The 24611-nt window shown below is 59.3% G+C and carries 20 protein-coding genes and 1 tRNA gene; 7 read left to right on the top strand and 14 right to left on the bottom strand.

Annotation, left to right across the window (positions count from 1 at the left end):
* Positions 1–5 precede the first annotated feature (5 nt).
* A complete protein-coding gene (locus D8U73_RS24360) occupies positions 6–1784 on the top strand; it encodes an acyl-CoA dehydrogenase C-terminal domain-containing protein (RefSeq protein WP_130905978.1) in 1779 nt (592 codons plus the stop codon).
* Positions 1785–2011: 227 nt separating this feature from the next.
* Here the strand turns inward: D8U73_RS24360 and D8U73_RS24355 are convergent, their stop codons facing one another.
* Complete coding sequence (locus D8U73_RS24355; protein ID WP_130905977.1) at positions 2012–2941, bottom strand: LysR family transcriptional regulator; 930 nt, start codon at positions 2939–2941, stop codon at positions 2012–2014.
* A gap of 169 nt (positions 2942–3110) precedes the next feature.
* Here D8U73_RS24355 and D8U73_RS24350 point away from each other — a divergent pair, with 169 nt between their 5' ends.
* From D8U73_RS24350 to D8U73_RS24335, 4 genes are all read left to right on the top strand, one after another.
* Complete coding sequence (locus tag D8U73_RS24350; RefSeq protein ID WP_130905976.1) at positions 3111–4394, top strand: aminotransferase class III-fold pyridoxal phosphate-dependent enzyme; 1284 nt, start codon at positions 3111–3113, stop codon at positions 4392–4394.
* Between the two features lie 246 nt (positions 4395–4640).
* The gene (locus D8U73_RS24345) at positions 4641–4997 is read left to right on the top strand and encodes a type II toxin-antitoxin system RelE/ParE family toxin (RefSeq protein ID WP_130906074.1); all 357 of its coding nucleotides are present in this window, start codon (positions 4641–4643) and stop codon (positions 4995–4997) included.
* Positions 4990–5310 carry a DNA-binding transcriptional regulator gene (locus D8U73_RS24340; protein ID WP_056853562.1) on the top strand — a complete coding sequence of 107 codons (321 nt, stop codon included), beginning with the start codon at positions 4990–4992 and terminating at the stop codon, positions 5308–5310. Before D8U73_RS24345 ends, D8U73_RS24340 begins: the two co-directional genes overlap by 8 nt.
* 82 nt (positions 5311–5392) lie before the next feature.
* A complete protein-coding gene (locus tag D8U73_RS24335; RefSeq protein ID WP_003228885.1) occupies positions 5393–5551 on the top strand; it encodes a YqaE/Pmp3 family membrane protein in 159 nt (52 codons plus the stop codon).
* 1 nt (position 5552) lies between these two features.
* Here D8U73_RS24335 and D8U73_RS24330 read toward each other — a convergent pair whose 3' ends face one another.
* From D8U73_RS24330 to D8U73_RS24285, 10 genes are all read right to left on the bottom strand, one after another.
* The gene (locus D8U73_RS24330; protein ID WP_130905975.1) at positions 5553–7379 is read right to left on the bottom strand and encodes a S9 family peptidase; all 1827 of its coding nucleotides are present in this window, start codon (positions 7377–7379) and stop codon (positions 5553–5555) included.
* Complete coding sequence (gene pqqE / locus D8U73_RS24325) at positions 7345–8517, bottom strand: pyrroloquinoline quinone biosynthesis protein PqqE (protein WP_130905974.1); 1173 nt, start codon at positions 8515–8517, stop codon at positions 7345–7347. Before pqqE ends, D8U73_RS24330 begins: the two co-directional genes overlap by 35 nt.
* The gene (gene pqqD / locus D8U73_RS24320; protein WP_056853559.1) at positions 8489–8764 is read right to left on the bottom strand and encodes a pyrroloquinoline quinone biosynthesis peptide chaperone PqqD; all 276 of its coding nucleotides are present in this window, start codon (positions 8762–8764) and stop codon (positions 8489–8491) included. Before pqqD ends, pqqE begins: the two co-directional genes overlap by 29 nt.
* Entirely contained in the window at positions 8761–9513 is a 753-nt protein-coding gene (gene pqqC, locus D8U73_RS24315) for a pyrroloquinoline-quinone synthase PqqC (protein WP_056853558.1), read from the bottom strand. Before pqqC ends, pqqD begins: the two co-directional genes overlap by 4 nt.
* A 154-nt stretch (positions 9514–9667) precedes the next feature.
* Complete coding sequence (gene pqqB / locus D8U73_RS24310; RefSeq protein WP_056853557.1) at positions 9668–10579, bottom strand: pyrroloquinoline quinone biosynthesis protein PqqB; 912 nt, start codon at positions 10577–10579, stop codon at positions 9668–9670.
* Between the two features lie 81 nt (positions 10580–10660).
* Positions 10661–10735: a pyrroloquinoline quinone precursor peptide PqqA gene (gene pqqA / locus D8U73_RS24305; protein ID WP_003444522.1), complete on the bottom strand. Its 75-nt coding sequence runs from the start codon at positions 10733–10735 to the stop codon at positions 10661–10663.
* 159 nt (positions 10736–10894) lie between these two features.
* Positions 10895–13324 carry a pyrroloquinoline quinone biosynthesis protein PqqF gene (pqqF, locus tag D8U73_RS24300; RefSeq protein WP_130905973.1) on the bottom strand — a complete coding sequence of 810 codons (2430 nt, stop codon included), beginning with the start codon at positions 13322–13324 and terminating at the stop codon, positions 10895–10897.
* 42 nt (positions 13325–13366) lie between these two features.
* A complete protein-coding gene (locus D8U73_RS24295) occupies positions 13367–14161 on the bottom strand; it encodes a carbon-nitrogen hydrolase family protein (RefSeq protein ID WP_056853555.1) in 795 nt (264 codons plus the stop codon).
* Between the two features lie 12 nt (positions 14162–14173).
* Entirely contained in the window at positions 14174–15856 is a 1683-nt protein-coding gene (locus D8U73_RS24290; RefSeq protein WP_056853554.1) for an NAD(P)/FAD-dependent oxidoreductase, read from the bottom strand.
* Between the two features lie 219 nt (positions 15857–16075).
* Positions 16076–16537 (bottom strand): Lrp/AsnC family transcriptional regulator, encoded by a 462-nt coding sequence (locus D8U73_RS24285; protein ID WP_007980298.1) that lies wholly within the window; start codon positions 16535–16537, stop codon positions 16076–16078.
* A gap of 184 nt (positions 16538–16721) precedes the next feature.
* Here D8U73_RS24285 and D8U73_RS24280 point away from each other — a divergent pair, with 184 nt between their 5' ends.
* Positions 16722–19076 (top strand): glucose/quinate/shikimate family membrane-bound PQQ-dependent dehydrogenase, encoded by a 2355-nt coding sequence (locus D8U73_RS24280; protein ID WP_130905972.1) that lies wholly within the window; start codon positions 16722–16724, stop codon positions 19074–19076.
* A gap of 112 nt (positions 19077–19188) precedes the next feature.
* The gene (locus tag D8U73_RS24275; protein WP_130905971.1) at positions 19189–19821 is read left to right on the top strand and encodes a peptidase M41; all 633 of its coding nucleotides are present in this window, start codon (positions 19189–19191) and stop codon (positions 19819–19821) included.
* An 85-nt stretch (positions 19822–19906) separates the two neighbouring features.
* On the opposite strand, the gene D8U73_RS24270 is transcribed toward D8U73_RS24275, so the two are convergent.
* The 3 genes from D8U73_RS24270 to D8U73_RS24255 form a co-directional block, all read right to left on the bottom strand.
* Positions 19907–20227: a DUF3077 domain-containing protein gene (locus tag D8U73_RS24270; RefSeq protein ID WP_056853551.1), complete on the bottom strand. Its 321-nt coding sequence runs from the start codon at positions 20225–20227 to the stop codon at positions 19907–19909.
* 510 nt (positions 20228–20737) lie between these two features.
* Positions 20738–20814 (bottom strand) — tRNA-Ile (locus D8U73_RS24260).
* A 15-nt stretch (positions 20815–20829) separates the two neighbouring features.
* Positions 20830–24576, bottom strand: coding sequence for a bifunctional diguanylate cyclase/phosphodiesterase (locus D8U73_RS24255; protein ID WP_056853550.1), 3747 nt, complete (start codon positions 24574–24576; stop codon positions 20830–20832).
* Between the last annotated feature and the right edge of the window lie 35 nt (positions 24577–24611).

Genomic DNA, 24611 nt, shown 5'->3' with positions numbered 1-24611 from the left:
TTGCCATGGCTGACTACAAAGCGCCCCTGCGCGATATGCGCTTCGTCCTCAATGAAGTTTTCGAGGTCGCCAAACTCTGGGCCGAGCTGCCGGCACTGGCGGATTCCGTCGATGCTGAGACCGTCGAAGCCATTCTCGAAGAAGCCGGCAAGGTCACCAGCAAAAGCATCGCGCCCCTGAGCCGTGCGGCCGACGAAGAAGGTTGCCATTGGGCAGACGGTGCTGTCACCACGCCGGCCGGTTTCCCACAGGCTTATCAGACTTATGCTGAAGGCGGTTGGGTCGGGGTCGGTGGCGATCCTGCCTACGGCGGCATGGGCATGCCCAAAGCCGTGTCGGCCCAGGTCGAAGAGATGGTCAACTCCGCCAGCCTGTCGTTCGGTTTGTACCCGATGCTGACCGCCGGTGCTTGCCTGTCGATCAACGCCCACGCCAGCGAAGAACTGAAAGCCGCGTACCTGCCAAACATGTACGCCGGTGTCTGGGCCGGTTCCATGTGCCTGACCGAGCCGCATGCCGGTACGGACCTGGGCATCATTCGCACCAAGGCCGAGCCACAGGCTGACGGTTCCTACAAAGTCAGCGGCACCAAGATCTTCATCACCGGTGGTGAGCACGATCTCACCGAAAACATCATCCACCTGGTACTCGCCAAGCTGCCGGATGCTCCGGCCGGTCCGAAAGGTATCTCGCTGTTCCTGGTGCCGAAGTTCATGGTCAATGCCGATGGCAGCCTGGGCGCGCGCAACCCGGCCAATTGCGGCTCGATCGAGCACAAGATGGGCATCCAGGCGTCGGCGACCTGCGTGATGAACTTCGATGAGGCTGTGGGTTATCTGGTCGGCGAGCCGAACAAAGGCCTGGCGGCGATGTTCACCATGATGAACTACGAGCGTCTGGGGGTTGGCATCCAGGGCCTGGCTTCTGGCGAGCGCTCCTATCAGAACGCAGTGGAGTACGCCCGCGACCGACTGCAAAGCCGTTCGCCGACCGGCGCGCAGAACAAGGACAAAGTGGCCGATCCGATCATCGTCCACCCGGATGTACGTCGCATGCTGTTGACCATGAAAGCTTCGAACGAAGGCGGTCGTGCGTTCTCGACTTACGTGGCCATGCAACTGGACACCGCCAAGTTCAGCGAAGACGCCGCGACCCGCAAGCGTGCGGAGGATCTGGTGGCGTTGTTGACTCCCGTGGCCAAGGCGTTCCTGACTGATCTCGGCCTGGAAACCACAGTGCACGGCCAGCAGGTTTTCGGAGGTCACGGCTACATCCGCGAGTGGGGTCAGGAACAACTGGTTCGCGATGTTCGCATCACTCAGATCTACGAAGGCACCAACGGCATCCAGGCCCTGGACCTGGTCGGGCGCAAGATCGTTGGCAGCGGCGGGGCGTTCTACAACCTGTTCGCTGACGAGATTCGTCACTTCACGGCCTCTGCCAGCGCCGATCTTGCCGAATTCACCAAACCGTTGAACGACGCTGTGACCACGCTCGACGAACTGACCGCGTGGTTGCTTGACCGGGCAAAATCCAACCCGAATGAAATCGGCGCGGCATCGGTCGAGTATCTGCAAGCGTTCGGTTATGTCGCTTACGCCTACATGTGGGCACTGATGGCCAAGGCCGCTCTCGGCAAAGAAGCGCAGGACGATTTCTACGCCAGCAAACTCGGCACGGCGCGGTTCTATTTCGCACGCCTGCTGCCGCGTATCCACTCGTTGAGCGCGTCGGTGAAGGCCGGGAGTGAGTCGCTTTTCCTGCTGGATGCCGCACAGTTCTGACAATGTAACGTCATGTAAGCTTTCTCTTACATGACGTGCTGCCTATCTCCCATAGATGCCGATTGGATCCACGGCTAATCTACTTCACATGGACGTAGCGCAGGAAGCGCAAAGCAACAACACGGACACGTAGGATTCTGCCAGGACGGCGGAGTGAAATGGATGTCAGGGAAACAGTCTGCAAAGCCCCGCTTCGGCGGGGTTTTCTTATGCCTGCGAAAAAGTACTCAGCCAAGCCCGTCCAGTGCTGGCGAGTTATTCAAGCGATCTTCTGGTCGATTTATCACCTCTTCGAGCAGCGTACGTAACAACGCCAGCGAGGCTTGTTGCCGTTGCACATCGCGACACACCAACCCCACTTTCAACGGTACCCGCGGCTCACTGAGCGGTTTCCACAGCAGGTCGTTGTTGCCATGGGTTTTTTGCGAGCGTCCGGGCAATACCGTTGCCAATTGTGTGTGCGGCAGGCTGTCGAGAATCCCCGCCATGTTGTTCAATTCAGCCTGCACCTGCGGACGTCGTCCCAGATTGGCCAATTGCGCCTGCCAAATCTGGCGTATCTGAAACTCCTCACCCAATAGCAACATCGGCAATTGCGCAGCCTGACTCATCGAGACTTTCTTGAATTCCCGCAAGGGGTGCTCCGCGGGGATGACAAGCGTCAGTTCATCCTCATACAGCATCACGCCATGTAGCCCAGGTTGCCGGGGGGGCAGATAGCTGATGCCGATATCCAGCGAGCCATTGAGCAACCGACGTTCGATTTCCAGTCCTGTCAGTTCATAGATCTGCACCACCAGATGTGGCTGGGCTTTGCGCACGCGTTCGAGCATCTGCGGCACAAGGCTGGTGTGCACCGTTTGCAAAACGCCAATGGCCAGCGTACGCAGCGCCTGCCCCTTGAAATTGCCCAATGCTTCGCGCGCCCGCTGCAGACCATCGAGCAAGGGCAGGGCGTGGTTGTACAGCGTATGGGCCGCCAGGGTCGGCAACAGGCGTTTGCTGCTGCGTTCGAACAGGCTCACATCGAGGGTCTGTTCGAGATGGCGGATCTGTTGTGAAAGCGCCGGTTGAGAGATTGAAAGTCGTTCGGCGGCACGCCCGACGTGGCCCTCTTCATACACCGCGACGAAATAACGCAGTTGCTTAAAATCCATAAGTAATTCTTATTGAAAATGCTGGTAAATCGAAATGGTTCAACACTGGGACTGAGCCTAGTCTAACTGCATTCATAAGGCTTGCAGGGCCAGAAAAGGCGATGAAGAGCATTGGCTTCGCTGTTGTTTGCATAGGTAACGCAAAACACCTGAAACGCAGGTTGAACCCATGAATCTGTTCAGCCTGCGGCGCGCTTCGCCATCGATTGATGATCTGGTAGCGGGTGCTTCCTTCGCCTCCAGTTACGAAAACCTCTCCAGTGAGTGCCTGATGCCCAGTGTCGAGCGGCCCCATCAGATTTTTGTCCGCGGCCAAGGTTCGTGGTTGTGGGACAGCGATGATCGCGCGTATCTGGATTTTTCCCAGGGCGGCGGGGCCAACAGCCTGGGCCACAGTCCCAAAGCACTGGTCAATGCCATCACGGCGCAGGCGCAGGCGCTGATCAATCCCGGTTTCAGCCTGCATAACCGCGGCATGCTCAACCTCGCCGAGCGTTTGTGCCTGAGTACCGGCAGCGATCAGGCTTACATGCTCAACACGGGCAGCGAAGCCTGTGAGGCCGCGATCAAATTGGCGCGCAAATGGGGCCAACAGCATCGCGGCGGCGCTTCGCGGATCATCGTCGCCAATAACGGCTGCCATGGTCGTAGCCTGGCGACGATCTCGGCGTCGGACAGTTCGACTTTGGCCAACCGATTTGAACCGCAGCTGCCAGGCTTCAGCCATGTTCCCTACAACGATCTTCCGGCGCTGCACGCGGCTGTTGACGAGCGGACCGTGGCGATCATGCTCGAACCGATTCAGAGCGAAGCCGGAGTGATTGCGGCCACGGCGCATTATCTCAAAGGCGTCGAACGTCTGTGTCGGGAGCTGGGGATCCTGTTGATTCTCGACGAAGTGCAAACCGGATTGGGTCGCTGCGGCACCTTGCTCGCCGAACAGTCCTACGGTGTGCGCGCCGATATCGTCGTCCTCGGCAAAGGGCTGGGCGGTGGGGTGCCCTTGGCCGCATTGCTGGCGCGGGGCAAGGCTTGCTGTTTCGACACTGGCGAACTGGGCGGCACCCATCACGGCAATGCACTGATGACCGCGGCGGGTCTGGCGGTGCTCGACAGTGTGCAGGACAAAGGATTTCTCGAACATGTCGGGGAATCCGCCCTGCACCTGCGCGAAGGTTTGCAGCGTTTGTCCCATCGTTACGGTCACGGCGAACTGCGCGGCCAGGGGCTGCTTTGGGGGCTGACTCTATCCGACGATTCTGCTGATGCCGTCGTCAACGCAGCCTTGTTTGAAGGCTTGCTGCTCAACGCTCCGCAACCGGACTGCCTGCGCTTCACCCCGGCGCTGACCGTCAGCATGGCCAATATCGATGAAATGCTCCTGCGCCTGGCCCGCGCTTTCTCCCGTGTGCGCACCGCGCAATTGCAATGCCGTAAAGGGATTGCCGTCTGATCAGACGCGTCCTGCACACATTCCAGAACCGTCTCGCGGTAATACGCACGCCCTGCGCCTGATTTTTTTTGGCGTGGGGCGTTTTTTTGTGGCGGGGTTTTGCCATGGGGCAAATTCGGCTTGAGACTTGATCGTATAAATGGCTTTTTAAAGGTGCCGACAGGGAATGTCGATACCCGCTCAACCATCACGGTTGGCTTTGAGCTCTATACCACACAGTGGTATGTTTTTGGGGAAGGGATGCCAATGTCACAAAGGCTTTTCAAGACGAAACGCTTTGCAATGGTCGCCGGAAAGGCATGGATTGGAGATGATGAGCTTCGAGAGGCCTTCCTCGAAATGCTCAAAGGGCAGGCGGATAATCTCGGCGGCGGGGTCTGGAAGAAACGCTTGAACTCCAATCGCCATCGCTCGATTGTTTTGGCGAGGGGTGGTGAATACTGGGTTTACCAGTTCATGTGTGCCAAAAAGAATCAGAGCAATATCAGTCATACCGAGCTGATCGCGTTTCGGAAAATGGCCAAGACCTACGAGGGACTGACAGAGTTGCAAATCCAGTATTTACTGGATACGAGGGAGTTTACGGAGATTTTTTATGAGTAAGAAATTCAAGAGCGAGGCGTTTGAATCAATCCACGAATCTGCCAGTGCCTTGTATGCCATCGGCGCAATCAGCAAGGCGACCATGCGCGAATTCGATGCGTCGTGCCTGGCGAACGTACCGGACGCGATACCGGCCGAACAGATCAAGGCGCTACGTGAACGCAACAATGTCAGCCAACCGGTGTTCGCGCGTTACCTGAACACCAGCGCTTCTACGGTCAAACAGTGGGAATCAGGGGATAAACATCCCAGCGGCATGGCGCTGAAGCTGCTGAGCATCGTTCAGAAACATGGCCTGGAGATACTGGCCTGAGGAATCCGGCTGAACCCTGACCAACGGCAAGGGTCGATTAGCTGTAGGGCTTGCATGAGCCCCATTCAATCAGGAGCTGCCCATGGACTTCATTCGCATCATCATCGCTATCTTGTTGCCGCCACTGGGCGTGTTTCTGCAAGTAGGATTCGGCGGGGCGTTCTGGCTGAATATTTTGCTGACGCTGTGCGGCTACATTCCGGGGATCGTGCACGCGGTGTACATCATCGCCAAGCGTTGATTTACAGCGGCAGATTCATCACTCGCCGATAAAACGACCACTCCTGCTCCAGCGCATGGGCCTGGTTACCGGCCTTGCGGAAACCGTGACGTTCATCCGCGTAGTAATGCGCTTCGACCAGGAGGCCGCTGTTCTGCAAGGCTTCGACCATATCGCGGGTCTGCTGAGGCACGACCACGGCGTCCAGTTCCCCTTGGAAAAAGATCACCGGCACGCGAATGTTGTCGGCGTGCAATAACGGTGTGCGCGCGGCATAGCGCTGGGCGTCCTGCACTGGATCGCCGATCAGCCAATCGAGGTAGTCGCCTTCGAACTTGTGGGTAGCCCGGCCCAATGCCACCGGATCGCTGACCCCGTAAAGGCTGGCGCCGGCGCGGAACACGTTGTGAAAGGCCAGTGCGCACAGCGTGGTGTAGCCACCTGCGCTGCCGCCGCGGATGAACGCTTTGTCGCCATTGATCAAGCCACGATCGGCGAGATGGCTGACCACCGCGCACGCATCTTCGACATCCACCTCACCCCAACTCAAATGCAAAGCCTGGCGGTAGGCTCGGCCATAGCCACTGCTGCCGCGGTAGTTGAGATCTGCCACGGCGAAACCGCGTTGTGTCCAGTACTGAATTCGCGGGTCGAGCATCGGATAGCACGCCGAAGTCGGGCCACCATGGATGAACACCACCAACGGTGGTTTCGCTTCCCCGGTCATTGCCGGATAGAAGAAACCGTGAGCCTCGCCCGAACCGCTTGGGTAACGCAGGGTCTGCGGGCGACTGATTCTTTCAGCAGGCAGCGGAGTGACACCTCCGGCCAGCACGTTTACCTTTTGCGACTGGCGATCGATCGCGATTACCGCAGCCGAACTGACCGGTGAGGCGGCGATGCAGTAAATGAACTGCGCATCGATGGCGAGGTGGCGGAAGCGGCTGTAATCGCTGGAATAGTCTTGCGTGGAATGACCACACAGGCCCAATCGACCGAAACCGTCTTCTGTCCAGCTCGCCAGATAGTCGCCATCATTCAGGGGTAACCAGGTGCAGCCACCGAGTTGCCAGGGTGCCGGACCATAATCGGCGGCAGCGCTTGGCAGTGGGGTCAGAGCGTTTTCCGCTTCCATCCACGGTTGCCAGTACCCGCCCCGATCCGTCAGGCAAAACAACCGACCGGCGTTATCGAATCTCGGTTGTTGCAGGGATTCTTCAGCATTGTCTCCGGCCACGCAGCGGGCCGGGCCGAAGGTGTTATCGGTCAGGCGCTCGGCAACCATCAAGCGGGTTGCGGTCCACGGCTGATGTGGGCGGCTCCACTCGATCCAGGCCAGTCGATGAGCGTCAGGACTGAGGGTCGGGGCCGCGTAGAAGTCGGCGCCTTCGGCCAGCAGGTGTCGCGTGCCGTCCGCCAGATCGATCGCGACCAAACGGTGCTGGTTGCCGTTTTCCTCAACCGTCAGCACCTGACCATTGGCGAACTGCAAATCACCGTAACGGCAGGTACCGCAGGTCAGCCTTTCTGGCGTCTCGCCCTGGAGCGATTGACGATACAGTTGCTGGTCAGCCTCATTGACGAAGACGATGCCGTCGGCAGTCAGACAAAACGCTCCACCGCCATATTCGTACACCCGACTGCGCACGCTGAACCCGGGCGGTGTCAGACACGTCGCTGTGCCAGCTTGCCAGTGCCAGACTCGGCACGCGGCGTCCTCCGGACGATATTCATTCCAGAACAAGCCGTGTGGGCCAACCTGTAACTCGGCAAAGTCGATACCGGCCGCTACTGCATTGGCGGCGCTCAGAGGTTCAGCTTTTGGCGATGAGGCGTGAATTTCGTTCATTGCGAAAGGCCAGTTGTTCGATGGTCTGGGTGGCGTGCTCGGCTTCTTCGCGGGCCTTGAGGATTACGCCGTGATGGGCGGATTTGCTGCACACCGGATCGGCGTTGCTCGCGTCACCGGTGAGCATGAATGCCTGACAGCGACAGCCGCCGAAGTCTTTTTCTTTCTCGTCGCAGGAACGGCACGGCTCGGGCATCCAGTCATAGCCGCGAAAACGGTTGAAACCGAACGACTCATACCAGATGTGTTGCATGCTGTGGTCGCGCACATTGGGAAACTGCACCGGCATCTGTCGGGCACCGTGACACGGCAAGGCGGTTCCGTCCGGCGTTACTGTCAGAAAAATACTGCCCCAGCCATTCATACAGGCTTTCGGGCGTTCTTCGTAATAGTCCGGCGTGACGAAAATCAATTTGCACGGATGCCCTTCGGCTTCCAGTTTGGCCCGGTATTCATTGGTGATGCGTTCGGCGCGCAGCAGTTGCTCTTTGGTCGGTAAAAGTCCGACACGATTGAGCTGCGCCCAACCATAGAACTGGCACGTGGCGAGTTCGACGAAGTCCGCTTCAAGGGCGATGCACAGCTCGATGATGCGGTCGATCTTGTCGATGTTGTGCCGATGGGTGACGAAGTTCAGCACCATCGGATAGCCGTGGGCTTTCACCGCACGGGCCATTTCCAGTTTCTGCGCGAAAGCCTTTTTCGAGCCGGCCAGCAAGTTGTTCACCTGCTCGTCGCTGGCCTGGAAACTGATCTGGATGTGATCGAGGCCGGCCTTCTTGAAGTCGCTGATTTTCTGTTCGGTGAGGCCGATGCCGGAGGTGATCAGATTGGTGTAGAAACCCAATTTGCGTGCTTCGCCGATCAGCTCGGCGAGGTCCTGACGCACCAGCGGTTCGCCACCGGAAAAACCCAGCTGCGCCGCGCCCATTTCCCGCGCTTCACGAAACACCTTGATCCACTGTTCGGTGCTCAGCTCTTTGCCCTGTTCGGCGAAGTCCAACGGGTTGGAGCAGTACGGGCATTGCAGCGGGCAGCGGTACGTCAGCTCAGCCAACAGCCACAGCGGCAGGCCGATCTCGGGTTTGGGCGGTACTTGCACCGATGACTCAGGCAAGTTCGATCCAGTGCTGCGCACGGGCAACCTCCATGAATTGCTCGATGTCGTCACCGAGCTCGGGCACGCCGGGGAACTGCTGGTCAAGCGCCTCGATGATCGCCGCGACATCCCGCTCGCCATCAATCAAGCCACCGATCAACGCGGCGCTTTCATTGAGTTTAATCATGCCTTCCGGATACAGCAGCACGTGGCCTTTCTGCGCCGGTTCGTACTGGAAACGATAGCCGGGACGCCAGCTCGGCGTCTTGCTGCGATCAAAGCTCATAAAGTGATTCCTTTGTGCCAGACCCGCTCACGGGTCACGCTGTGATATGGCGGGCGTTGCAGTTCGTAGGCCATGCTCATGGCATCGAGCATGCTCCAAAGAATGTCCAGTTTGAACTGGAGAATTTCCAGCATGCGCTCCTGGCCTTCACGGGTCTTGTAGTGCTCAAGGGTGATCGCCAGACCGTGCTCGACATCACGCCGCGCTTGACCCAGGCGGGTGCGGAAATACTCGTAGCCGGCCGGGTCGATCCATGGGTAATGCTGGGGCCAACTGTCCAGGCGCGACTGGTGGATTTGTGGTGCGAACAGTTCGGTCAGCGAGCTGCTGGCGGCTTCCTGCCAGCTGGCGCGACGGGCGAAGTTGACGTAGGCATCCACCGCGAAACGCACGCCGGGGAGCACCAGCTCTTGCGAACGCAGTTGATCCGGGTCCAGGCCGACGGCTTGACCCAGACGCAGCCAGGCTTCAATGCCGCCGTCTTCCCCCGGTGCGCCATCATGGTCGAGCAGGCGCTGAATCCACTCGCGACGGATCTCGCGGTCCGGGCAGTTGGCCAGAATGGCAGCATCCTTGAGCGGGATGTTCACTTGATAGTAAAAGCGGTTGGCGACCCAACCCTGGATCTGCTCACGGCTAGCGCGACCTTCATACATCGCCACGTGGTAGGGGTGGTGGATGTGGTAGAAGGCGCCTTTGGCGCGCAGGGCCGCTTCGAATTCGGTGGGGGACATCGGGACGTCGGTCATTGCGGTTCTCCGGAATACAACCGGTGGGTTCTTTGGTGTCTGGTCTGGCGCCATCGCTGGCTAGCCAGCTCCCACAGGTTTTGTGTTGCGCCACAGATTTCGCGTGCACGATCAATCCCAGTGGGAGCTGGCTTGCCAGCGATGGGGCCATCAGCTACAGCACAATGCTCATGCCGTCATACGCCACTTCAACCTGGCGCCGATCCAGCTCTGCACGCTGCGGCGAATCCTCATCAAGAATCGGATTGGTATTGTTGATGTGGATAAGCACCTTGCGCTGTTTGGGCAGTTGCTCAAGCACTTCGAGCATGCCACCAGGGCCGTTTTGCGCCAGGTGCCCCATCTCGCGACCGGTACGGGTGCCGACGCCCCGGCGCTGCATTTCGTCATCGTCCCACAAGGTGCCGTCCACCAGCAGGCAATCACTGCCGGCCATGATCTCCAGCAATGACGCATCAACCTTGCCCAGGCCCGGTGCATAGAACAATTTGCCACCGGTGTTGAGGTCCTCGACGATCAGGCCGATGTTGTCGCCCGGATGCGGATCGAAACGATGCGGGGAGTAGGGCGGCGCGGCGCTACGCAGGGGCAGTGGGGTGAAACGCAGGTTCGGGCAGGCTGGCACGCTGAAACTCTGGTCGAGTTCAATGCGGTTCCAGGTCAGCCCGCCATTCCAGTGGTTGAGCATGTTGAACAGCGGAAAGCCGCTGCTCAGGTCTTCATGGACCATGTCCGTACACCAGACCTGATGCGGGCAACCTTCACGCAGCATGAGCAGGCCGGTGGTGTGGTCGATCTGGCTGTCCATGAGGATGATGGCGCTGATCCCGGTATCGCGCAGGGCACGGCCCGGTTGCATCGGAGCGAAGCTCTGGAGCTGGGCGCGAATGTCCGGGGAGGTGTTGCACAGCACCCAGTTCACGCCGTCATCGGAGATCGCGATGGACGATTGCGTCCGCGCCTTGGCCCGCAGGCTGCCGTCGCGAAAACCTGCGCAGTTCACGCAGTTACAGTTCCACTGGGGGAAACCGCCGCCGGCAGCGGAACCTAGAATCTGGACAAACATGGGCGCTCCATCATTTCAACGCTGAAAATAAAACGCCTCGGATATCCGAGGCGTTGTGCTGCTCAACTGCCAAGGCAGCGATTAGCGGCTTGCGAAGTACATGGTGACTTCAAAGCCGATACGCAGGTCGGTGTAAGCCGGTTTGGTCCAGGCCATAAATTGAACTCCTTCAGGTAGGGTAAGGACAGCGCTATCTATAGGTATAGTCCACCTCAAGTCAGAGATGTTCCAAATAGTTAGGCTGCTATGTTACTCAAAATTTCAGAGGGATTGCCCGTGAAACTTTGAGAAAGCTCGTTGCAGCCCCGGTAATGATCATTTTGTCGCTTGCCAAGGTGCGCCCGGTGCAATGCCGTTGGCCAGGCAGCGCCAGCCGCCCTCGGCTTGATTCAATCGCTGTGCGGCAGCCAGCAAAAGGGGGCGGTCGATCAGCAAAATTGCTTCGGGCAACTGTGTCAGATAATCCGACGAGCGGCCCGCCAGTTTGGCTTGCCACAACAACTCGGCTGCCTCGACGACGGGCAATGCGGTGCTTGAAAACTGGCCAGCCAGAATCTGACGCTGGGCGATGAAAGCGCTGTCGCCAATGGCATTGATCAGCTGCGGCAAACTCTCGAGGAACTGCTCGATGTGCTGCAACAGGTCCACTGGCGCCACGGTCGGTGATTGCACACCGAATAGCAGCCCGGTTTGCCCATGAATCTGCCGCAGCGCGCTGAACACGGCATAACCTAGCTGCAACTCCACTCGCAGACGCTGGTAGAACGACGTCTGGCAGATATGTGCCAGCAAACGCCACGCGGCTTCGTCGGCCAGTTCAGTGGTTGAAGTCGGACAGTACAGCAGGATCGCATGCTCGCTCGAATCGGTATCGACAATGCTCCATAGGCGTTGTGATGGGATCGAAAGCGGCGGGGTCTGCTGATTGTCCGGCGTTCCGGGAATGCGGCTCAGAGCGAGGCCCATGGCCGCTTGAGTCTGGGCGGACAGGCCAATCGCCAGGCCGTCCCAGCGTGCACTCGCCCAGAGTTGCTGCATGTCGTCCGAGTTAGCGGTGTGGCCAAGACAGTGGTCAGGCAATGCCTTGAGCAATTGTCGAATCGGAATCAGCGCAACGCTTGCAGGTTCTGGCTGTACGACCACGGCATCAGGCGTTGTCAGCGCTTTCAGCGCGTGCTCCAGGATGATGGGCATCGGCTCCTGCAAGCCGGTCATCTTCAGAAGCCACTCATTTCCCGAAACGTTGAAGGAAAAGTTCACACCCGCCTGACGTGCATCTTCGCGTAGCGGACGCAGCGCGCTGTCGAGCCGCGATTGAAGATGGCTGTCGGGCGTCGAGAGCAGACGCCAGCGTAGATAAATCGCACCTTCAATGCCGTTGTCCGGCAACGCCTGGCTGAATTGCATTGGCGAACGTTCGCGACGACTGCGCGAGCGGTCTTGGGCGAAAGTGCGCAGACCACGGTGGGCGCTGGTCTGGCCGCGAATCAGTCCGGCGTTGGTGGCTGGCGGCTCGGTGTTCAGGAATGGATTGGGTGCGGGCAGTTGCCATGAACCGCTGAAGTTATCCACCGCGCCAATCCGTTTGAGGATTTGCTTCAGGGCTTTAACACCGTGCCCGGATAACCCGGCTTCGCGCTGCTCGCTGTCCCGTCGGGCCAGTTGCAACGCACTGCTGACTTGTTGCTGGCGCTGGAGCAGGGCAGCGTACTCTTCACGTAACCGGCTCCAGTCTTGCTGGGCGAAGAAGCTCAGCCAATCCATGAGACGCCTTGGTATGTCGCTCGCCGATGCTTCGAAGGGCAATGTGAATTCGATATGCAGCAAGGCTTGCCCGGCGAATTGGTACAGCGGCTCTGCCTTGAGCTTTTCGGCCACGCCTTTCTCGCGTAAATCCGCGAGCAAGCCCCCCGGTTTCTCGGCATTGAGCCAATGGCACAGGAATTCCAGTGCTTCGGCGCAAGAGTCGGGCAGCGATTCAAGGGCAAACAGTAAATCGAGCCGACGTTCGTCAGCCTGTTGATAGCTTCTGTCTGACGTCGTCAGCAGCGGCGTGGGAAGGGGTTGCGGGACTTTTTCACCTTGGGCAACAACCGCACCAAAGGCTTCGGCCATCACCCGCAATTCATCGAGACTCTGCGGGCCGGCAAGGCTCAAAGTCATCTGTCCGGTCTGGTAGAAGCGCTGATGAAAATGTTGCAAAGCGTGCTGAAACTCGGGTTGCTCAAGGGGCAGGCTGTCGCGATTGCCAGCGTGGAAACCCCGCAGCGGATGAGTCTCGGAGAGCCCCTCGAACAAAGCCAGTCGCTGTTGCGCCACTGGATCCTGCGACCACGCGACAAACTCCGCATGCAGCACTTCTCGTTCCCGCTGCTGATCGTCCGGATTCATACGCGGATGCGCGAGCATATCTGACAAACGTTCCAGACCACCGGCAAACGCCTGGGGCGACAATTCGAAAAAGTAATCCGTGTTGCGTTCACTGGTCCGCGCATTCACTTGGCCGCCATGGCTCTGAACGTTCGCCATCAACCCTTGGCCCGCAGGAAAACGCTCGGTACCGAGAAACAGCAAGTGCTCAAGAAAATGCGCCAGGCCAGGCCATGCCAGCGGCACATCGTGGCTCCCCGCAGCAACCCGCAATGCCGCCGCGCAGCGCTTCAAGTTCGGGGCATGACGCAGCGTCACCCGCAAGCCGTTGGCCAGGGTTTCAGTATGGGGGCGAGGGTGATTCAACGCGGGCATGGGCACTTCCAGAACAGAGAAGCGCTCATGCTAGCGGATTCGTCAGCGCTTGTTCAGATCGCCGTAAAGCTCGGGGCGACGGTCGAGCAAATAGCGGTTGGCGGAACGCGAGTCGATCATCAGCTGACGATCCAGTTCACCAACGATCAACGCTTCATCAAGACCCGCTTGGGCGATACGGCTGCCATCAGGCGCGGCAATGCTGCTCTGGCCGCAGTAATGGATATCGCCTTCGTGCCCGCAGTAATTGGCGTAGGCCACATAGCACTGGTTTTCGAAAGCGCGGGAACGGACCGTGACATCGGCGACGAAATCAAAGGGAATCATATTCGCCGTCGGCACCAGAATCAGCTCGGCACCCTGGAGCGCCAGGCGCCGTGCGTTTTCCGGGAACTCCAAGTCGTAGCAGATCAGCAAACCAAGTTTCCAGCCGTTGAGTTCAACCACAGGGAAATCGTTGGCGCCGGCGCTGAACATCGAATGGTCGAGATCGCCGAACAGATGCGTTTTGCGGTAATTGCAGACACGCTCGCCGCTGGCGTCGATCAGTTGCACGGCATTGTAGATCTGCCCGTCCTCGGAGCGTTCGGGATAGCCATACAAAATGGCAATCCCTGCCGTTCGGGCAATGCGCGCGACCTGTTGCGCCGACTCACCGTTGTGCACTTCCGCCAGCACGCTGACGGCATCGATGCCGATGTTGTAGCCGGTCAGGAACATCTCCGGCAGCACCAGCAAATCGGCGCCTTTCGCCTCCAGCGCCAGTTGATGCAGGCGTTGCAGGTTGCCGGCGACATCCAGAGGCAACGGTGGACATTGGTAAAGGGCTACGCGCATTTCGGATTCCTCTTACTCGGGCAGGGCGATCGGTCCGATCTCGTTGAACACATCTCCTGGACCCGGATTCTCGGCGTGAGTTGCACCGCCGAAGTGTTTCATGATGCCCCACACTGCGTTGAGCGAGGTCTGCACCGCGCCTTCGACCCAGGCCGGCGTCCACGAAACGTCGTCACCGGCGATGAAAATCCCGCGCTGCTCGGCCGGCATGTCGTGCTGCATGAAGTGCGCGTACATGCGCTGGTTGTAGCGGTAGTGGCCGGGCAGTGCGCCTTTGAAGGCACCGAGGAAGTGCGGGTCGGCTTCCCACGACACGGTGATCGGGTCGCCGATGATGCGCGCAGCGATGTCGACTTTCGGGTAGATCTTCTTCAGCGCATCCAGCGCCAGCTTCACGCGTTTTTCCACAGGATGCGGCAGCATTTTCAGCGCGTCGCTCATCCACGAGTACGACAGGCAAATCACCCCCGGCTTGTCGTCGCCGTTATCGAACAGGTAAGTGCCGCGGGTCAGGCGATCGGTGAGGGTCATGCTCATCAGGTCGCGGCCGGTCTCCGGATCCTTGTCCTTCCAGAAGGGGCGGTCGACCATCACGAAGGTCTTCGACGATTGCATGTAGCGGGTGCGGTCCAGGGCCATCCACATCTTTTGCGAGAACAGGGTTTCGTCGCATTCGATCTGGGTGGTCAGCAGCCAGCTCTGGCACGTGGTCAGCACCGCGGCGTATTCGCGGGTGTCGCCATTGTTGTCGGTGACCGCAAATCTGCCCCCCGGTGCGTGGGCGATTTTCTTCACCCCGGAACGTGGTGCACCGCTGTGCAATGACTTGAGGCTGGTGCCTTGCGGCCAGTGCACGCAGCGCTCAGGGACGTGGCGCCAGATGCCCTGCGGTACTTGTTCTACGCCACCGACCACCAGGTGTTGGTGATCGTCGCAGTTGGTCATCACCACGCGGAAGATTTCCAACATCGAGTTCGGGAAGTCCGAGTCCCAGCCACCGGTACCGAAGCCGACCTGGCCAAACACTTCACGGTGATGGAATGACAGCTTGGCGAACGCCTTGGAGGTGGCAACGAAATCGTAGAAGGTGCGGTCGTCCCACAGCGGTACGAGGGTGTTCCACAGCTCTTTGAGGCGCGGCACATCGCGGTCGCGGATGGCTTGCTGGATATCAGAGAACTGCGAGCCCGCTTCCAGGGCATCGGCCCAGGCGTCGGCGACTTCTTGGAAAAGTGCAGGAAGATCCGCCAATTTTTGTGCGTAATGGGTCTTGCCTTCCAGATCGATGACAGTGCTGCCTGAGGCCGGTGTCAGTGGGTTGGGGAAGGGCTTGGTTTCGAGATTCAGCTTGTCGACATAGTGATAGAACGCGGTGGACGACACCGGAAAGCGCATGCCGCCCAACTCGGCGACGATGCCGTCAGTGCCATTGAACGCCTGGGAGCGCAGGCGCCCGCCCAGCTTCGAGGCCTCATAGACCACGGGCTTGAGGCCCAGCTTCATCAATTCGTACGCTGCCACCAGCCCTGCGATCCCGGCGCCGACGATCGCCACTTCGGCACCGTGATTGTGCTCGGGAATGCTGCCAAGACCCGCCGGATGTTCGATCCAGTCGTCGAAGGCGAAAGGAAAGTCCGGGCCGAAAATAGTGACTGGTTTTTTACCGTCTGCAGGATGGCGATTGTTCTTGTTCATGGCTGACCTTGCTGGCGACCCGACGCGGGATGCGCGTCTGAGTATAGGAAAAGATGCCAGCCATTCTAGAGAGCAACGAACACGTTAATAAGACGCAAAGTGTCGTCATTTTGCTATCAGTTTGATCAATATGACGAGCTATCAATACACACTGACTACTGTGGGAGCGGGCTTGCCCGCGAAGAGGCCAGTTCTGGCACCAAAAATTATCGGCAAAAACTAAACCGGCTGCCCCCGATCAATCTTGCTACTCAAGATGATCGACGTCGTGGTTTTCTCCACACCATCCACACTGCCAATCTGGTCCAGCAACTGATCCAGCTGTTCCGGCGAATCAGTGCGCAACCACGCCACATAATCAAATTCGCCACTTACCGCACACAACTGCTGCACCTGAGCCATCGCGCTCAGACGCCGCAACACTTCCTTGCCGGAACGTGGCTGCACGGTAATCCCTACATAGGCCTGCAACCCGCCATCCACCACCCGCTGCCCGAGACGTACGCCATAACCGGTGATGACTTTGGCCTTTTCCAATCGTGCCAGGCGTGATGTGACCGTGGTGCGGGCAATGCCCAGTTGCCGGGCCAGCATGGCGACGCTCTCACGGGCGTTGATCTGCAGGGCCGCGATCAACTGGCGGTCGATTTCATCGAGAACGGGTGGGCGAGTGTCAGGCAAAGGGAGTCTCCAGGGCGTCGATCAATGCGCAAGCATGTTACAGGCAGTTTCTGCACGACGCTCGCGACGGTTCCTTGGGCTAGCCTTAGTACCGTTCAGGACATTTCTGCCTGCGACAAATTGCCATAAGTAACCAGGTAGTACATTATTCCGCCCCTTGTCACAAATGGGGAAAAATCTCGACATGAAAAATTCTGGGGTTGCCGCTGGCAGCAAGTGGTTGCTGGCGGGGTTGGGTGTGTTGATTGCACTGATCGGGCTTGGCCTGGTCGGTGGTGGCGGGTACCTGATCGCGCTTGGCGGTAGCTGGTATTTCCTGCTGATGGGCCTGGCGATGCTGGTGTCCGGGCTGATGATTGCCCGTCGCAAGCCGCTTGGTGCGTGGTTGTATGGCGTGGCGCTGATCCTCACCGCGATCTGGGCCGTCTGGGATGCTGGCCTTGAATACTGGCCGCTGGTCTCACGCGTGCTGACGTTTGCCGTCATCGGCCTGGTCGTGGCGTTGATCTATCCAACCCTGGTCCGCGCTTCGGGCGCGAACGGCGGGCGTGGCGCCTACGGGTTGGCCGGTATTCTGGGCATTGGCGTCGTTGCGACGATGGCCTACATGTTCGTCCCGACCCACGTGGTGAAGAACGACACCGTCCCTCCGGTAACGCCGGTCACCCCGGGCACCGAGCAGAAAGACTGGGCGCATTGGGGCAACACCACCGCCGGCAATCGCTTTGCCGCGCTGGACCAGATCAACAAAGGCAATATCGACAAGTTGCAGGTCGCCTGGACCTTCCGTACCGGCGACATTCCGCAAAGCACCGGTGCTGGCGCTGAAGACCAGAACACCCCGCTGCAGATCGGTGACACGGTCTACACCTGCACCGCCTACGGCAAGGTCTTTGCCCTGGATGCCGACACCGGCGCCCAGCGCTGGAAGTTCGACCCACAAGGCACCGCGCCCAACTGGCAGCGCTGCCGTGGCCTGGGTTATTCCGAAACCCCGGTGTCATCGGACAGTCAGCCGGCCGCCTGTACGAAACGCCTGTTTCTGCCGACCGGCGATGCACGTCTGATCGCAATCAATGCTGAAACCGGCAAGCCTTGCGAAGAATTCGGTAATAAGGGCACCGTCGACCTGACCACCGACATGGGTGAGGTGAAGCCCGGTTACTACCAGCAGACCTCTACTCCATTGGTCGCCGGAGACGTGGTGATCGTCGGTGGCCGCGTGGCTGACAACTACTCCACCGGCGAGCCGCCGGGCGTGGTGCGTGCCTACGACGTGCGCAGCGGTGAACTGGTCTGGGCCTGGGATCCGGGTAACCCGAACACCACCAAACGTCCACCTGCCGGCGAGACCTACACCCGCGGTACGCCGAACGTTTGGTCGGCGATGTCCTACGATGCCAAGCTCGGTCTGGTGTACCTGCCAACCGGCAACGCCACCCCGGACTTCTTCGGCGGTCAACGCACCGAGATGGACAACAAGTGGAACTCGTCTGTCGTCGCCATCGATGTGAAAACCGGTCAGGTGCGCTGGCACTTCCAGACCACCCACAACGATCTCTGGGACTTCGACTTGCCGGCGCAACCGCTGCTGTACGACGTGCCGGACGACAAGGGCGGCACTCAGCCAGCCCTGGCGCAAGTCACCAAACAGGGTGAGATCTTCCTGCTCAACCGTGAAACCGGCGTACCGATTGCCCGCGTTGAAGAGCGCCCGGTGCCGCAGGGCCATGTGCCCGGCGAACGCTACTCGCCGACGCAGCCGTTCTCCGTCGACATGCCGTCAATCGGCAACAAGACCCTGACCGAGTCAGACATGTGGGGTGCCACACCGTTTGACCAGTTGATGTGCCGCATCCAGTTCAAGGGCATGCGCCACGAAGGCGTCTACACCCCGCCAGGCATGGATCGCGCGCTGCAATTCCCGGGCTCGCTGGGCGGCATGAACTGGGGCAGCGTTTCGGTTGATCCGAACACGAACTACATGTTCGTCAACGACATGCGCCTGGGCCTGGCCAACTACATGATCCCGCGCGACAAGATCAAAGCCGGAGCCAGCGGCATTGAAATGGGCGTTGTCCCTCAGGAAGGCACACCGTTCGGCGCGATGCGCGAGCGCTTCCTCTCCGCGGTCGGCATTCCGTGCCAGAAGCCACCATTCGGCACCATGTCGGCCATCGACCTCAAGACTCACAAGTTGATGTGGCAAGTTCCGGTCGGCACCGTGCAGGACACCGGCCCGCTGGGCATCCGTATGCACCTGCCGATCCCGATCGGCATGCCCACCCTCGGCGCGTCACTCGCTACCCAATCCGGTCTGCTGTTCTTCGCCGGCACCCAGGACTTCTACCTGCGCGCCTTCGACACCGGCAACGGCAACGAAATCTGGAAGTCGCGCTTGCCGGTAGGCAGCCAGTCCGGGCCAATGACTTACGTTTCACCGAAGACGGGCAAGCAGTACATCCTGCTGACCGTGGGCGGTGCGCGTCAGTCGCCGGATCGTGGGGATTATGTGATTGCCTACGCTTTGCCCAAATAAGGGCTGAAGCTTGGGTAAAAAAGCCGCGCCATTGCGCGGCTTTTTGTTGGGCGAAAGAGAGGGTGTGGAAATCGGCTAGGATTGAGGCAGTCAAGGGTGCGAGGTGAAGGGCATGACAACAAAGTTACCTACCGCCGTGCGCGACCGTGCATTGCAGATCGCCCACCACGAAATGGGCCACTACGTCGTGGCCCGCGCCTTGGGCTTTGCCACGGGCGGCGTGACCCTGACGGTGACCAAGGATCTGCGGCACCACGGAGGGGCGTCCATTACCCTGGTGCGCCCCATTTCGTCGATGGAAGCCATGAAGGCGTATCTGGAAGCCCGGATGATGGTGCTCCTGGCTGGCGCCATGGCGCAGACACTCCCTTCAAAACCTTCAGCCGCAAAACACGTTGATAAGCCCAAAGCCACCGCGATCCTCAAAGGCGAGCAGGGGGCAGAACAGGATTACGCAAAAATCAGGGAGCTGCAGCACCTGCTTCGCAACATCACCTGCCAGGATAGCGATCCAGCGTCGAGCGAGCGCATAACGGCGCAGCTTAAAGCGATGACTGATCGGCTGTGGGGCCGGACTCAAGCAATCATCGAAGATCAGGCCGGGACGATTTCTGAATTGGCAGTGGCACTGGTGGACGGCATGGCGCTTGTGGAGCAATGGGGGCGGGCTGCGGACACGTATGAGGTTGTATGGACGGGGCAGATGCTGGAACGGTTGCGAGCCGTGCAGGCCATCCCTTCGTGATGTGTTTGGACTGAAAAACCTGGCTCTTTCAGTCCCAAAAAGGGAACGATCGGTCCCTTTTTGGGAGCTTTCAACTCTGCCGTGATTATTTTTTTTTCGAGGGGGCTGCTTCCTTTCTGGTTTGAGCAGGCCGCCGCGTTAGCACCTTCACCACATCATCAATCACCGCTTTGCTCATCGTCGTCAGGTAATGCGCAGCCCAGGCGTGGCGGTCGGAGTCTTGGGCGTAGGCGGCGTCGACGGTCAGGGATTTGGCGAGGAACAGCAGGTCGGAGGCTTGGGCCAGGGCGTCGGCGATGGGGACGTCCCGGCAGACGTGGAACAGGGGTTGATCCGAGAGATACATGAAGGGGGTGAAGCCGACGGTTTTTAGTTCTGAAATCGCAGATGTATTTGTTTTAGTCATGGTGAAGCTCCTAATTTGAAGGGCTGCCGCATTCGTTTCCAAGCGAATGGGTGGCAGCTGTGCGCAGGTTGGAAAACCGGGAAATTAGGAAACCGGCACGCCCGAAGACGTCCCGCGCACAGCTGCCATAACTCGTGGTTGAGATAGGCAAACTGCTGCTTTCAATTTCGACGGGTTTCCAAGCCCGATCGCTGAATGCTCAGCGACACCGGAGACTATCCCGTCAAACAAAAGCGCAACAAGGCGGCAAAGTGCCCAACAGCAAGATTCGGAGTTTGCCTACAAGGTCCTAAGGCGTCATCCGATATTTCGACAGCTTAAGTAAACGCAATTAAACATCAGTCTTCGGTGAAGTAATCCGAATCGATGTGTTTGATCTCGTAGAGCGCTTCACGCTGCAGCCCAAATTGTTCTCGGCCATCAAGCGCGCCAGTTCCATGCCATCGATCAGCATCGACGACGCTTTTGCGCCAGACACGAAAAAGCCGCGCACTGCGCGGCTTTCTTGTTTGGTGGGCCCACACGGACTTGAACCGTGGACCAAAGGATTATGAGTCCTCTGCTCTAACCAACTGAGCTATAGGCCCTCAGTAGGTCGCGGATTATAGCGACGGTTTCGCGGCTGTGCTATCCGAAAAATCCAATACGGTTGTACGAAGAAACGTCGCGGCGAATTCGTCGGGGGGTAGGGGCAGGCTGACGATGTAGCCCTGGATTTGTTCGCAGCCTTCGGCGGCGAGGAATTGTTGTTGCGATTGGGTCTCGACACCTTCGGCAATCACGGTGAATTGCATGCTGCGTCCGAGTGCGATGATGGCGCGAACGATCGCCGCATCGTGGGGGTCGTCCGGCAGGCCGCGGACGAATGATTGATCGATCTTGAGGATGTCCAGTGGCAGGCGTTTGAGGTAGCTCAGTGACGAATAGCCAGTGCCGAAGTCGTCGATCGCCAGTTGCACACCCAAGTGCTTGAGTTGATGCAGCACCGCCAGCGCTTCTTCCGCCTGGCTCATGATGAAGTTTTCGGTGATCTCCAATTGCAGCAGATCAGGTTTTAGGCGGTAGTCCTTGAGCAGTTGTTCGATACGCCCCAGCAGGTTCGGTTGGCGCAGTTGCGCGCCGGCGAGGTTGACCGACAGCGGGCCAAGGCCTTCGTAGGATTTATTCCATTCATGCATTTGGCGGCAGGCGGTTTCCAGCACCCAATCGCCGATCTGCAGGATCATGCCGTTTTCTTCTGCCAGAGCGATGAAGTGCTCTGGCGGCACGTCGCCAAAAGTTGGATGGTGCCAGCGGATCAATGCTTCGGCGCCTACCAGGCGATAGTCGTCGAGGCTGATTTTCGGCTGGTAATACAGGTGCAGTTCGTTGCGTTCGATGGCGCGGCGCAGTTCATGTTCGAGGGCGACGCGCTCGCTGGCCTGGGCGGTGAGGTCGCGGGTATAGCTTTCGACCCGGTTACGCCCCTTGGCCTTGGAGCGGTACATCGCCGCATCGGCGTTCTTGATGAGCGTGGCCACGTCGCAGCCGTCCTGTGGATAAAGGCTGGTGCCGATGCTGGAGCTGATGAAGAACTCATGCTCGCCCGCCTGGAATGGCGCGGTAAAGCAATTGAGCAGCTTGGTGGCTATGTTGTCGGCATCGCTGGGTTGCTGCAGCCCGGGCAGGAGGATGATGAACTCGTCGCCGCCCAGGCGTGCCACGGTGTCGATATCCCGTAACTGCTCCTTGAGGCGAACCGCAATGCCCTTGAGCAGCAGGTCGCCGACCGGGTGGCCAAGGCTGTCGTTGATGTGTTTGAAGCGGTCGAGGTCGAGAAACAGCACTGCGCCCTGGCCACCGTTTTCCTTCTGGGTGTTGAGGGCGGTCAGCAAGCGGCTTTCGAACAACGTCCGGTTGGGCAGGCCGGTCAAAGGGTCGTGGTGGGCCTGGTAGTCAAGCTTGGCCTGGGCGTGTTTAAGGCTGGAGATGTCGGCGAACACCGCCACAAAGTGGGTGATGAATTTGTCGCGGTTGCGCACGGCGCTGATGGTCAGCCAGCTCGGGTAGAGCTCGCCATTTTTGCGCCGATTGGAAATCTCCCCTTGCCAGTGCCCCTCGGCCGTCAATTGGTGCCACATCGCGGCGTAGAACGCACTGTCATGCAAGCCTGAGGCAAGCAAGCGCGGGGTATGGCCCAGCGCTTCGCTTTCGCTGTAGCCGGTGATCTCGGTAAATGCCCGGTTGACCGCGCTGATGTGCTGTTGGGTGTCAGTGATCAACACGCCCTCGGCGGTGCTCTCGAATACGGTCGCCGCCTGTTGCAGTTTTTCCTGCATCAAGTGGCGTTCGGTGATGTCGCGGGCGATGGTCAGCATGCAGTCTTCGTCACCGATTGGCAGCGGACGGCTGGAGACTTCACAAAGGCGAATCTGCCCGTCGCTGCGGCGGATATGGCAACTGAAGTCGCGGACGAAACCGTCGCGGTGCAGCAAGTCGAGCATCTGTTTGCGTTCGTTGAGGTTGACCCAGATCCCCAGGTCCAGCGCCGAACGATCCACAGACATCGCGCTGTTGAACCCGGTAATTCTGCTGAACCCTTCATTGACCTCAAGCAGCAGACCGTCGCTCTGACGGGACAACAACAGGCCGTCCGGAGAGGCGTGGAAAGCCTTGGCGAATTTTTCTTCCGAGGTTTGCAGTTGCTGTTGGGTTTCTTTGAGTTGGGTGATGTCGCGCACGACCACCACCAGCGCCGGGGTTGTATCGAGGTCGAACGGTTCGGCGGAGATCAGGCCGGTAAACACCTGGCCATTGCTGCGGCGAAAGGGCATTTCCAGGTTGCGGATGCTGCCAGCCTGCAAGCGCTGCAGCAAACCCGGACCCACACCGGGAATGCCCCAGATGTTGAGATTGGTGGCGGTCTGGCCGATGACGTCTTCGGCACGCAAGCCGATCTGCTCTTCGAAGGCTTCGTTGACCTCCAGCAGGCAGCCATCGGAAAGCCGCGCGATCACTAGAATGTCCGGGCATTGCTGGAACACCGAGGCAAACTTTTGCTCCGACAGCCGCAGTGCCTCTTCGGTACGTTTGGCCTCGCTGATGTCGATCATCAGCCCACGCATGACCGGTTCATGACCGTGTTCGATCAAGCTGACGATGTCACGCACCCACAAGCAGCGGCCATCGGCCGTGATCACTCGGTAATCGAGGCTGTGGTCGCGCCCGGCCAACACTTCGTGATCGCAAAAGCTTTGTGCGCGGATGAGGTCCGCGGGGTGAATGATGTTGCGCCAGAAGCCCGGGATCAGCCAATGGGACAGGGGATAACCCAGCAGATCCTCGGCGTGGGGCGACACATAGCTGTAGGTGAAGTCACTGATCCGCGCTTCCCAGGCGATGGCCGACAGGCTTTCCACCAGGCCGCGGTAGTGATACTCGCTGCTACGCAGTTCCTGTTCCAGATCGACCCGTCGAGCGATTTCCGAGCTCAGTCGCCGATTGACCCGGATCACCGCCACCAGCACGATAAACAGCAGCAGCAACCCCGGCAACCCATAGACCAGCAAGTCGGACCAGAACGTGCGGTGGTCGAGAACGTTGCCGACCCATTGCTCCTGGATGGCACTGATTTCGGCGGGGGTCATGTCGGCCAGGACTTTGTCGAGAATGCCGACCAGCATCTTGTTGTCTCGAGGTACGCCCATGGCCAGTTGATAACGATAAGGGGTTTCGCCGCTGACGTAGAGCCCGTCGAGCTTCAACTGGCGCAGGCTCCAGACGCTGGAGGCGAGATCGCCCACCACGGCGTCCACCTCATCGATAGCCAGTGCCTGCAAGGCCGAGCTGACGTTGGGCATGGCTACCAGGTTCAGGTCGGGGTGGTGAGTGCGCAGCAGTTCGTGGGGGGCATAGTTTTCCACCACGGCGATTTTCAGGCCGTACAGGTCTTCGATCCTGCGTGGCTGAGCACCGCCAACATGGGCCAGGATAACAATCGGAAAATCCAGGTAAGGCCGGGTAAACGACAGGAAAGCCTGGCGTTCCGGTGTCGACATGATGCCCGGCAACAGATCGAGCTTGCCTTGCTTGGCCTGTTCCAGCACAACGCTCCAGCTGGCCGGTTCGATAGGCGTCAGTTTGACGGCCAATCGCTGGCGAATCACGTTGATATAGTCTGCCGCAAGGCCCTGGTAACGCCCTTCATCGTCGCGAAACTCAAAGGGGGGCCAGGACGCATCGACACCCAGGCGCAAGTCCGGGTGGTCCGCAAGCCAGCTACGTTCTTCGTCGGTAAGAGTCAGCGCGCCAGCCGTTGCGGTCCAGGTCATCAGCGACAGCAAAAAAAGCACGGTCGGCAGTCTGGGCATAACGGTCTCGTTATGGCTCGGGGAATGTTTCGAGT

This window comes from Pseudomonas sp. Sample_22 (assembly GCF_004307635.1).
In the GTDB taxonomy this organism is placed as follows: domain Bacteria; phylum Pseudomonadota; class Gammaproteobacteria; order Pseudomonadales; family Pseudomonadaceae; genus Aquipseudomonas.
Note: the sequence above shows the minus strand (reverse complement) of the source record. Positions and strands in the feature narration are given on the sequence as shown.